This is a genomic window from Ruminococcus albus AD2013, from assembly GCF_000526775.1.
GTDB lineage: Bacteria > Bacillota > Clostridia > Oscillospirales > Ruminococcaceae > Hominimerdicola > Hominimerdicola alba_A.
Genome location: NZ_JAGS01000001.1, coordinates 61,510 through 73,609 on the forward strand (window position 1 = coordinate 61,510; position 12,100 = coordinate 73,609).

A 12,100-nucleotide genomic window follows, 5' to 3' on the forward strand; every position below is an offset into this window, starting at 1 on the left:
ATTTACAGCCGCAGGATCGCAAAAAACGGTATGAAAAATCTATAAAAATGTCAACGCATACTTTTGTAAAGTATGCGTTTTCTATCTTTTGGAATATTAATAGTATACTAAAATAAGTTGAAATATTTTATTATTATTGACATTCTTACCGAAATATGCTAAAATAAATCTATGAATGTGATAATTAGATGAAAGGCGTAGTGAAGTATAATGAAGCTTATCTATGATGTTGAAGCTAAGCCGAAAACAGGGCAGATAATCGTTTTTGCCCTTCAGCAGATGCTGGCGATACTGGCGGCAACGATCGCTGTTCCCGTGATAATCGGCAACGGACTTACCCCCGCCGCCGCAATGTTCGGCGCAGGTGTGGGCACACTTGTGTATCTTGCGTTCACCAAGAAGAAAAGCCCTGTATTTCTGGGCTCTTCCTTTGCTTTTATAGGCTCGATGTCCGCCGCGTTTGCGGGTGCCGCGACTATGCAGCTTGGTATGCTGGGCATAATCATAGGTGCGATAGCCGCAGGACTTGTTTATGTGGTGATAGCCGCGCTTATAGGCATTGTCGGTGTTGACTGGCTTGGCAAGCTGATGCCCCCCGTGGTCATAGGCCCAACTGTTGCGATAATCGGTCTTTCCCTTGCGGGAAATGCCATCGGAGATTTGCAGAAAAGCGATGTCACAGATGTGGCAGGTGCTAAGTATGCCGCGCTGATATGCGGTCTTATCACCCTTGCGGTGACTATGCTGTGCTCCACCTACGGCAAAAAGATGCTTCGCCTTGTGCCCTTTGTTATGGGCATACTTGCAGGCTATGCGGCAGCGGTGATTTTCACGGTGATAGGTGATGCCGCAGATATCGAAGCACTTAAAATAATAGATCTTTCTGTATTCCCGAAAGTAATGTTCCCAGATGGAAATGTTACCGCCGAAAGCTTCTTCAAGCTTCCCGACCTTGTTTTCCTTGAAGGCTTCAAGGGCTTCGGCGACCTGACAGGCAGTTATATACTTACTGTACTTGTGGCTTATGTACCTGTGGCACTGGTAGTATTTGCCGAACACGTTGCCGACCACAAGAACCTTTCTTCCGTTATCGGCAGAGATCTTCTCAAAGAACCGGGACTTGCCCGCACACTTCTCGGTGACGGCGTAGGTTCAATGGCGGGCGCATTTTTCGGCGGCTGTCCCAATACCACCTACGGCGAGAGCGTGGGCTGTGTTGCTATAACGGGCAATGCTTCGACGGTCACAATAATCGCAGCTGCAATTGGCTGTATACTATTCTCCTTTGTAACGCCTTTTGTGGCTTTTGTAGATTCGATACCATCATGCGTAATGGGCGGCGTTTGCGTGGCTCTTTACGGATTTATCGCTGTTTCGGGACTTAAAATGCTCAAAGAAGTCGATCTCGATGATAACCGCAACCTGTTCACAGCTTCCGTTATATTTATTGCAGGTATCGGCGGACTCAGCATAAGCTTCGGCAAGGTAACACTGACAGAGATAGCTGCCGCACTGATACTCGGCATACTGACAAATATAATGCTGTCCAAGAAAAAGGACAGCGGCAAGAGCGAATGATGAAACGTGCGCCGGCATTCCACAGTAAACAATTTATAATTATATAAAGCGAGGTTTTCAAAATGGGAAAAGTAACTATTATCGACCATCCACTTATCAAGCACAAGATATCTCTGCTGCGTGATGAAAACACAGGTACAAGGGATTTCCGCATACTTGTTGAGGAGATAGCCATGCTTATGGGCTATGAGGCTCTCCGCGACCTGCCCACCGAACTGGTGAGCGTAAAAACGCCTATAACTACGGCTGATGTTCCTATGCTTTCAGGCAAGAAGCTGGCAGTTGTGCCGATACTCCGTGCAGGTCTCGGCATGGTAAACGGAATACTTGCTCTGGTGCCATCTGCTAAGGTAGGTCATATCGGTCTTTACAGGGATGAAGTTACCCATGAGCCCCATGAGTATTTCTGCAAGCTCCCCGAGAATATCGACGAGAGACTTGTTATCCTCCCCGACCCCATGCTTGCCACAGGCGGTTCTGCCATAACGGCAGTTGATTTCATCAAGCAGAGGGGCTGCACCAATATCAAATTCATGTGCGTTATTGCTGCGCCCGAGGGTCTTGAAGCGCTGAAAAAGGCTCACCCCGATATCGATATCTACGTGGGCAGCCTTGATGAAAAGCTCAACGAGAACGCATATATCGTACCCGGTCTCGGTGACGCAGGAGACAGGATATTCGGAACCAAGTAAATAACGAAGGGAGAGAACGCAGATGCAGATGACCAATATGCCTGAATTCCACAAGCATATCAAACGAGTTGTGATATCCGAGGAAGAGATAAAGGAAGCTGTAACTAAAGCAGGCGAGATACTCAGCCTGGAGTACAAGGACAAGCCCCTGCTTCTCGTAACTATCCTCAAAGGCGCATTCATATTCCTCGCCGATCTCAGCCGTGCCATAACCATCCCCCACGAGATAGGCTTCATGGCGGCAAAAAGTTATTTTGAAAGTACCGAAAGCTCGGGAAATGTTGAGATAACTCTTGACCTCGCACAGGATATAAGCAAGTATAATGTTGTTATAGTTGAGGATATAATCGACACGGGAAGGACTCTCAGCAAGGTCAGGGAATACCTTGAAAGCAAGAACCCTCTCTCGCTGAAGATAGTAACACTGCTGGATAAGCCCGAAAGAAGGCTGGTTAAATTGCAGTCGGATTACGCACTGTTCACTATACCCGATTATTTCGTTATCGGATATGGTCTCGATTACGGCGAGTATTACAGAAATCTGCCTTGTATAGCTGAATTTGAGGAGGACAAGTGATATGGGGAGCAGAAGCAGAAAAAAGCAGAGGAACCACATAACTCATCCCTCTGAACTGATGGGCAATAAGGAAGTGCAGACCATTACCGAAACAGGTGCTCTCGGCAAATTCTTCAAGCTGAAAGCCCACGGCACCGATGTACGCACCGAGATAATGGCAGGTATAACCACATTCATGACGATGGCGTATATACTTGCAGTCAACCCGAGCATACTTTCCGCGGCAGGCATGAACAGCACCGCTGTTCTGCTGGCGACCTGCCTTGCATCTTTCCTTGGTACTATGTGCATGGGTCTTATGGCTAATCTCCCATTTGCGCTTTCCGCAGGCATGGGTCTTAACGCATTCATGGCATACACAGTATGCGGCTCCATGGGTTATTCATGGCAGGTAGCACTGCTGGCGGTATTCATCGAAGGCGTAGTATTCATAGTTCTCTCCGTGACCAAGGTCAGGGAAGCCATATTCAACTGCATACCCCTTTCGCTGAAAAAGGCGGTATCCGTCGGGATCGGTCTTTTCATCGCATTCATCGGTCTCCAGAATGCCAAGCTTGCAGTTGGCGGCGCGACCCTGGTAGAACTTGTTGATTTCAGAGAGGATTTCCACACCCGCGGTATTTGCGCTCTGCTGGCTGTTATCGGCACTGTCATGATGTCGGTACTGTATATCAGAAAAGTCCGCGGCTCCATACTCATAGGCATATTCGGCACTTGGATACTGGGTATGATATGTCAGGGCGTGGGACTTTACGTGCCCGATAATGAAAGCTGGTTCTCACTGCTGCCAAGCTTCTCCATGACTGATTTCACCGCACTCGGCAAGACCTTCGGCGGCTGCTTCGATGTTGATATGAGCAGTGTAGGCATATTCAACTTTATAGTAGTTGTATTCTCATTCCTGTTCGTTGACCTCTTCGATACTCTGGGAACTCTGATAGGCGTGGCTTCAAAGGCTGATATGCTTGATAAGGACGGCAAACTCCCTGCCATACGTCCCGCACTCATGGCTGATGCTATCGCTACAACAGGCGGCGCAGTTCTGGGTACTTCCACTACAACAACATTCGTTGAATCCGCAGCAGGTGTGGGCGCAGGCGGAAGAACAGGTCTTACCGCAGTAACTACCGCACTGCTGTTCCTGGCTTCGATGCTTTTCGCACCTATATTCATAGCGATACCTTCATTCGCAACAGCACCCGCGCTGATAGTAGTCGGCTTCCTGATGTTCAGCTCTATAACCGATATCAAGTTCGACCCCGACAACTATACCGAAGCTTTACCCGCATATCTGTGCATACTGGCTATGCCCCTGTTCTACAGCATAGCTGAGGGTATAGCAGTCGGCGTTATGAGCTACGTTGTCATCAACCTCTTCTGCGGCAAAGCCAAGAAGATCAACCCTATAATGTATGTGCTGACAGTGCTGTTCGTGCTGAAATATATATTCCTGTGATTGTCTGAAACACGGAATATCTGAAAGGGAAAATGATGGATAATAAAAAATTAGCTGGAGTATTCTTCGCGGTCGTTCTGATGGCGGTGCTGTTCGTTGAGGGCAGTATCCTCAGGGCTCTGGTGGACTGCGGCTACGGTATGGCTGAACTGCCGAAGACTACTCTGGTCTACCTGAAGATCAGCAAGGGTTTCACCACGGATAAAAGTGCCGAGGACGGCATGATCGAATTCATCGGCAGCAGCAAGGATGACTACGAGGAGCTTTTTGAGAAAAAAGGCTACCGCAGGATGTACAGTCTTGACGGCATGGATCATTACGGCGAAAAAGACGGCGAAGATTACGATTTCGCAGTAAGCTGTACCGAGAAAAATTCCTGGTTCGCGGTGTATAGGATATCCGAGGACTACCCGATAGAGGATCTTTCATCTAAATAAAGCCGGGCTATGCCCATAATATTAAGGAGTGTTTAAAATGGAAACATACACATTGAAGGTGGCAGGACTTACAAGAGAGCTGCCCATATGTTCAGCGAGCGAAAAGCTGGATATCGCCGCTTTTATAATGTTCTCTGACGTTGAGATGACCGTTGCGGCAACAACCGAGCTGCTGAAAAAAGCCCCCGAGTTCGATGTTATAATCACAGCTGAATCCAAGGGCATACCGCTTGCATACGAGGCTGCAAGACAGTCGGGCAAGAACTACGTGGTAGCCCGCAAGTCCGTTAAGCTCTATATGACCGACCCTATCTCGGTACAGGTCAAGTCCATAACCACCGCCGCTGTACAGACCCTCTACCTCTCACAGGAGGATGTAGCAAGGCTGAAAGGCAAGCGCGTGCTTATCCTCGATGATGTTATCAGCACAGGCGAATCCCTCACAGCAGTTGAGGAGCTTGTAAAAGCAGCAGGCGGAAATATCGTAGGCGCGGGCGCAGTCCTCGCAGAGGGCGATGCAGCCGACAGAACGGATATATTCTTCCTTGAAAAACTTCCGCTGTTCTTCAAATAATGCGATCACGGGCGCTTTCCTGCGGGGGAGCGCCTTTACTTTTGCATAAAAATCTGTTATACTATTAGCTGAAAGTGTGGTGACGGTCTATCAAGCGAATACTTATTATGCTGACGATCCTTCTGGTCGGTTCGGCAGTGGCTTCATATAAGCTGGCAGGATTCTTCTGTACAGGCGGCGACCGTCCCGGATTTTACAGCTATATCCCTTATCTGCCATTCCTCAGCATACCCCTTTTTCTCGGGATGACCGTGATACGTCACTTCGGCAGACTGACCCTCAAAAAGCTTGACCTTATGGAGGGTCACGAATTTGAATACGCCTGCGCGAATATCCTCAAAGCAAACGGTTTCAGGGATATCGAAGTCACAAAGGGTTCGGGGGATTTCGGCGTTGATATCATCGCAGTGAAAAAGCACCGCCGCTATGCGGTGCAGTGCAAGCGCTACGATAAAAAGCTGAACAATTCCGCAGTACAGGAAGTCATAGGCGGGCTTGCCTACTACGGCTGTGAGGTTGGTGCTGTTATGACCAACAGCTATTTCACTGCCGCCGCCCGCAAGCTTGCAGAGGTCAACGGTGTTGAACTCTGGGACAGGGATACCCTTGAAAAAATGCTTAGAAAGCGGGGTATCAAGGATACCTCCCGCAAAGCCTCCGATACTCCCGATATCCCGCCCGAAAGCTACTGTGCGCAAACGGTGGAAGAATTTTTTGCTGAACAGGGTATAGCTGTGGAAACTGCGGGCACGGAGTATCTGGAAGACACCTGCGAACTCCTGATAGAGATAATCCCCGAAACAGGGGTGCGCATCAGCGATATTCGCGCCCTTGCCCCAAATCTTGCCTCCCATGGCGGCTGGGAGTACGTCACCTGTGTATTTCCCTCCCACACCCCGGGTACAGTGGGTCTGGAGATACCCCTTGAAATGGATAATATGGATAAAGAATAAATAAAGGCACTTTTGAGGAATTTGCCAAGAAATCAAAGCGTGAGACATATGCCGACGCAGTTGCAGCTGAGGGGCGAAAACTCGCAAAGCTATGTCCCCAAATAAAACCATCGACTAGCCCGACTACCCCCGCTCCAATAATCAAGAACATCTATCTATGGAATGACCTGCCAGAGTGCAGAACTATTATCCCAAGCACTGCGGTATCAGGTCGCCCCTGACGGGTCGAGCCGTCAAAGACGCTTCGCTGTTTGACGGCGGGCGCGGCAATAATTTACGGACAAAGTTTGAGCGTGGACTATTGTTTGTCCACGCTCTGTATGCCTATATTGCCGCGCCTTTTGACATGGCGGTTAGTTTGCTGTGCTCTTATAGTTCGCTGTGCATTTTGGTTTTGCGCCTTGATGCGAGGGCTCTGCCCTCGCGCTCCCGCAAGCCTGCTAGCGCGAGGCATATGCCGACGCAGTCGCATAAACCGCGCGCTTTGATTCGCGGCATTGTTTGAGACGCTAGTTTACTGCCGCGAAATTCGCCAACGTTGACTGTGTCGAGCGTGTCCGGCGTTAGGACCTTTTCGCGAAAAGCTTGACCAAAAGCTCTCTTCGCGGCTTAGTTTGTTTGGGGCTCGGGTTTGCTGCCGCGAATGGTTTGAATCAGGCTCTTCTCCTTGGCAGGCATCTAAGATAGTTCATTTTTTTATCTTTACTTTTCCTGCGGTTTATGCTATAATAAAAAAGATAATGCACATATTTGCGTCTTGGAGGTGTTGTTCTTGTTTTGCAGGCTCTATATGCACACGTCTTTATCCCGTGAGGGTGTTCTCGCTATACTCGAAAAGCATTTCGGCAAGGCGAAAAAGCTCGGTCTATCGGACTGTTCATTCGGCAGGTTCGATGTCATGATAAGGAAGAACGATGAGTTTCATGCGGAGAAACTACGTATGTACCCCGATGGTTTTCTGTATTACGAGCTTACTGCGGAAATTGAGATATATAAGGATATTATCCCGATGATGAACGAAATTTCAAAAGTCCTCTGGAGTGCGGGGATACCGACGGTGATATCCTGCGATAAGGAAGATGAACTTAACAGCTATATCATGGGACTTTGAACGGACTCGGGATAATGTCGCTGATACGCGGATATCGAGGCGTCACACGGCATATGATAAGAGCTGATCTGCCGTGGGTGCAGGTCTTGATCCGGGCGTAAGGATAAACAGGTAAAAATGACAGGAGAAAGTTATGCTGGTTAAAATTGAGCATTTATATAAATATTTTAATGGCGAGCCGCTTTTGAAGGATATCAACCTCGTCATCGAAAACAGGGAGACTATCGGTCTTATCGGAGTGAATGGCTGTGGCAAGTCTACGCTTCTGAATATCCTCACAGGCAGTCTGGGCTTTGACAAGACTGATGACGGGCTGGGGTCGGTGGAGATTTCTCAGAACTGCACTATCGGATTTTTAAGGCAGAACAGCGGTCTTGAAAGTGAGTCCACCATTGATGCGGAGCTTCACAAGGCTTTTGACAAGCTTCTGGCGGCACGCAGGAGAATGGACGAGCTGGAACAGCAGATGACAGGGCTGACGGGGGCTGAGCTGGAGACAGTCAGTGCGGAATACTCGGAGTTATCGGCGTATTTTGAGGCTAATGACGGCTACCGCATAGATGTGAACATCAGTCGCATACTCAACGGTATGGGCTTTGGCGATGTGCCCCGTGACAGGGTGATATCATCCCTTTCGGGCGGTGAAAAGACGCGTCTTGCTTTGGCGAAACTGCTTTTGGAAAGTCCCGATCTGCTGATACTTGACGAGCCTACGAACCATCTGGATTTCACCACGCTGATGTGGCTGGAGGACTATCTGAAAAGCTACAAGGGGTCGATACTGATAGTATCCCACGACAGGTACTTTCTGAACAAGATATGCACCCGTATCTGTGAGATAGAGCTGGGCAGGCTGACCTCTTACAAGGGCGGATATTCGGCTTATGTGGTGCAGAAGAAGCACAACGCGGAACGTCAGCTGAAAGAGTGGGAGGCTCAGCAGGAGGAGATAAAGAAGCTGGAGGAGTACATTGCCAAGAACAAGGTGAGGGCTTCGACGGCGAAGATGGCGAAATCACGCCAGCATATGCTGGACAGGATAGAGCGCATCGAGAAACCTCTGATGTTCACCCGCCCGCCGAAGATAAAGCTGGAATACGATATTGAGCCGACAAAGGACATCGTCAAGGTGATAGACTGCCCGCTGGTCGTAGGTGAGGGCGAGAGCCGCAAGACCCTTATACACAGCCTTGATATGCACATCAGGAGGGGCGAGCACGCGGCTATAATCGGTTCAAACGGTATCGGCAAGACCTCGATACTGAAGCTGATACAGAACATCATACCCCATGAGCGTGGAAACATCGTGTGGGGCGGAAACGTGAAGATATCCTACTTTGAGCAGGAGCATAATATACTCCACATGGGAAGCACGGTAATTGATGAGATGCTTGACAGGTTCCCTGCCATGACACCTGCGGAGGCGAGAAAGGCACTGGGTTCGGTACTGCTGACAGGTGAGGACGTATTCAAGCCCATATCGGTGCTCAGCGGCGGCGAGAGGGCTAAGCTGTGCTTTGCGATAATGGCGTATACACGGGGAAATGTGCTTATCCTTGATGAGCCGACGAACCATCTCGACCTGAACACGAAGGAAGTTCTGGAAGATGTACTTGCGGAATTTCAGGGTACTATCATACTGGTATCCCACGACAGATACCTTATTAACAAGGTGGCTGACAGGATAATCGAGGTAAAGGCGGACGAGGTGAACTGCTACGAGGGCAATTTCGATGCGTATGCGGCGGCGATAAGTGCGGCTGAAAAGTCGGCGGCGGAAGCGGCTGCGGAGCAGAAGCGAATTCAGGCGGAGCAGGACAGGCGGGAGCAGAAGGAGATAAGCTACCGCAGCAAGGAACAGCGTCAGCTGGAGGCGAAGCGCAGGGCGCGTCTGAAAGAGCTGGAGGAGCTTATCGAGCAGGCTGAGGTGGATATCTTCAGGCTGGAGAACGAGATAGCAGACCCCGAAGTTGCGGCGAATTTTGAGCTGATGACGGAGAGATGCAACGCTCTTGAGGCTAAGAAAACAGAGCTCGACGAGATGATGGACGAGTGGGCGAGCCTGGAATAAACTGGATATGATCCGGCGGAGGACCGCTGTACCTATGGTACGGCAGTCCTCTTTTTTTATCGGCTATCCTATCAACACACCACTACAAGGTGTTATATAACAATGAAACCTCATGTTGATGTTATCTTTCCCTCGCCGCAGGCGGGGGAAAGATAACCGCCCGGTATTTCAAGTTCCGATATGACACTGATCAATATGGTGTGTCAGCGGGATGATCATATTTTTTTATCGGCAGTTCGCGGGAGCGGGCTGTCGTTTTTTTTATTTTCGGGGGTGGTTTTTGAGAGGTGGAAAGGGGCAAAAATTATTTTTTTGAATTTTTAGCCTATTAATATCTGACTGCGTGTTTGTTGTGAGTTGTGCATAGTTTTTCAGATCGGGGTTTGGTGAAACAAATGTTTTATTATTTAATTCGGACATATTTCTGCAAGAGTTGTACAAAAACGTACAACTTTTTGGGGGTAAAAGGGTGATAGTGAAAAGACTTTTTCGAGTGAGAAAGTCAGAAAAGGAGGAAACATTATGAAGATCACACCAACAAGATTTGCGAAGACATTTGTAAGGACGAGGAACGGTTCGGAGACAGCGGTCAGGCTGGGGTACAGTCCCGAGGAGGCTAAGGAGCTTGAAGCGGATATGCTGGCGAGAAAGTCTGTCAAGAGGGCGATACGAAAACTGGACGATGCTGACGAGCAGAATTTATGCTATGTGAAGACGGGGCTTTCGCGCCTTGCTTTCGGGAGCATAAACGATGCGGCGGCTCTGCTTTTTGCGGATGAACCTACGAGGGAGGAAGTGCTTTCGGCTGACCTTTTCAACGTTGCGGAGATAAAGAAGGTCAAGGGGGGCGGTGTTGAGATGAAATTTTATGACAGGCAGAAGGCTCTGGAGAAGCTGGTGGAGCTTGACCCCGAATTGAAGGAAGTTTCGGCGGCGCAGGTGCAATTCTGCGAAGAACTGAGAGGGGACATCATCAGGCTGGGGTGCTTTGTGAAGAGCTATGATATCGGTGAGGTGGAGGATATGGATATTTTCGCCTTGATGGAGCTGAAAAAGAAGCTGTCGCGTCAGCTGAGAGAGGAAGCGGCATCGGGAAAAGCGGCGGGGGTCGCGGCGGAATATGACAGCGGCGAGATGGAAGCATTCAGGGTTTAGTAGATAACAAAATAAGGGAATAATTTTGGATACAAACGACTGCGGAGGTGTCAGCCGACAGCGGGACTGATGGTCTTATGGGGAATTGAGCGGTGAGAACACGGGAGCAGTCGGAGAAAGAAATGAACGCGCCCTGTATCTGCCGGGGGTGCGGGAAAAGTTGACGGCAGAAGAAAACGGAGGTAATTATGTACGACAATATCAGACTTGAAAGATCACTTTACAACATCACAGGCAAGAGCTTTACACAGGCACTGGCGGAGCTTGACCCCGATGAGGGCTACAAGGGCACGGAACTCGGGGGGCTGGACGCATTTGAAAGACAGCTGAAGAGATTCGGTATAAAGGTATCGGGGGCGAACAGCGACATGGTGGAGAAGTTCTTCGTGACAGCGCAGTCGGCGGTGCTTTTCCCTGAATATGTGAGGAGAATGATAAAGAAAGGGGTGGAGAAAGTCAGCATAGCGGGCGTGGTATGCGGAGCGGTATCACGGACTGACGGCATGGATTTCAGGGGATTTACGATAACACGTTCGGGCAGTGATCCTGTGGATCAGGGGGACGATCTTCCCGAGACAACGGTGGTGCTGAACAGTACGGCGAGCGAGGTGAAGAAATTTGCGAGAATGCTGAGCTGTTCCTACGAAGCGGTAAGAAAGCAGAGGTTAGAGGCTTTCGGGATAGTGCTGAGAGATATAGGAGAGTCTGTTGGCAGGGGGCTGAACAGCTGGATATGCACGGAGCTTATAACAGATGTAGTGCCATCGACCATAGCGGGGGACGCGATAAGCTATGCGGACATAGCGAAGTTCTGGAGCGATATGAGCACGCACGATATGGATGTGATGGTGTGCAGTCCTGCGGTGATGGCGCAGATACTGGCGCTGCCCGAGATGAAGTTCTGTGTGGGGGACTTTATGACGAGCGGCAGGATAAAGACGCCTTACGGGGTGACGTTAGTTAAATGTGCGGAGATGCCTGTGAACAAGGTGTTAGGTGTAGACAGCACAGCGGCGGCTGAGCTGATACTGGGCAGTGATGTGGTAGTAGACAGTGACAAGCTGATAGGCACGCAGATGAATGAGATAAGCTGTTCGCTGTTAGCGGGAGTGACGAAGGTATGTGAAGATGCTGTGGGGGTACTGGTGACGGGGCTTATTTAATTCACAATTCATAATTCATAATTCATAATTGGGGTGGGGGCGGCGAGGGAGCTGTACTGGGGTTAGAATGCCAAGGAGATGAGCTTTGGGTCAAGCCTTTCGCGAAAGGCTTGCGGGAGCGCGAGGGCAGAGCCCTCGCATCAAGGCGCAAAAGCGACGTGGCAACAGTGCCATAAATAGAACAGCAAACTTCCGACCCAAAAAAGCGCGGCAATATCCAAATCCCGAGCGTGAACAAAACTAACGACCACGCACAAACAATCCGCGTAAAGATATTGCCGCGCATGAAATCAACGGCGGCAGCTCGTTGATTTCTCGACCCGTCAGGGGCGA

11 protein-coding genes are annotated in these 12,100 nt (G+C 49.6%); all 11 read left to right on the top strand.

Annotation, left to right across the window (positions count from 1 at the left end):
* The first annotated feature begins 210 nt into the window (after positions 1-210).
* The 11 genes from N773_RS0100315 to N773_RS0100365 all read left to right on the top strand — a co-directional run bounded on the left by N773_RS0100315 (position 211) and on the right by N773_RS0100365 (position 11,767).
* Positions 211-1,578 carry a uracil-xanthine permease family protein gene (locus N773_RS0100315; protein ID WP_024855891.1) on the top strand — a complete coding sequence of 456 codons (1,368 nt, stop codon included), beginning with the start codon at positions 211-213 and terminating at the stop codon, positions 1,576-1,578.
* 62 nt (positions 1,579-1,640) lie between these two features.
* Entirely contained in the window at positions 1,641-2,270 is a 630-nt protein-coding gene (upp, locus tag N773_RS0100320; protein WP_024855892.1) for a uracil phosphoribosyltransferase, read from the top strand.
* A 22-nt stretch (positions 2,271-2,292) separates the two neighbouring features.
* Positions 2,293-2,847, top strand: a complete 555-nt coding sequence (hpt, locus tag N773_RS0100325; protein WP_024855893.1) for a hypoxanthine phosphoribosyltransferase — start codon at positions 2,293-2,295, stop codon at positions 2,845-2,847.
* A gap of 58 nt (positions 2,848-2,905) precedes the next feature.
* Positions 2,906-4,303 (top strand): NCS2 family permease, encoded by a 1,398-nt coding sequence (locus tag N773_RS0100330; protein ID WP_051454306.1) that lies wholly within the window; start codon positions 2,906-2,908, stop codon positions 4,301-4,303.
* Between the two features lie 35 nt (positions 4,304-4,338).
* Positions 4,339-4,740: a hypothetical protein gene (locus N773_RS0100335; protein WP_024855895.1), complete on the top strand. Its 402-nt coding sequence runs from the start codon at positions 4,339-4,341 to the stop codon at positions 4,738-4,740.
* A gap of 37 nt (positions 4,741-4,777) precedes the next feature.
* Positions 4,778-5,314 (top strand): phosphoribosyltransferase family protein, encoded by a 537-nt coding sequence (locus N773_RS0100340; protein ID WP_024855896.1) that lies wholly within the window; start codon positions 4,778-4,780, stop codon positions 5,312-5,314.
* Positions 5,315-5,421: 107 nt separating this feature from the next.
* Positions 5,422-6,267 (top strand): restriction endonuclease, encoded by an 846-nt coding sequence (locus N773_RS0100345; RefSeq protein ID WP_024855897.1) that lies wholly within the window; start codon positions 5,422-5,424, stop codon positions 6,265-6,267.
* Between the two features lie 790 nt (positions 6,268-7,057).
* Entirely contained in the window at positions 7,058-7,378 is a 321-nt protein-coding gene (locus N773_RS0100350; protein WP_196231587.1) for a hypothetical protein, read from the top strand.
* A gap of 133 nt (positions 7,379-7,511) precedes the next feature.
* The gene (locus N773_RS0100355; protein WP_024855899.1) at positions 7,512-9,449 is read left to right on the top strand and encodes an ABC-F family ATP-binding cassette domain-containing protein; all 1,938 of its coding nucleotides are present in this window, start codon (positions 7,512-7,514) and stop codon (positions 9,447-9,449) included.
* Positions 9,450-9,971: 522 nt separating this feature from the next.
* Complete coding sequence (locus N773_RS19465; protein WP_024855900.1) at positions 9,972-10,604, top strand: terminase small subunit; 633 nt, start codon at positions 9,972-9,974, stop codon at positions 10,602-10,604.
* A gap of 188 nt (positions 10,605-10,792) precedes the next feature.
* Positions 10,793-11,767: a hypothetical protein gene (locus tag N773_RS0100365; protein ID WP_024855901.1), complete on the top strand. Its 975-nt coding sequence runs from the start codon at positions 10,793-10,795 to the stop codon at positions 11,765-11,767.
* Positions 11,768-12,100 lie beyond the last annotated feature (333 nt).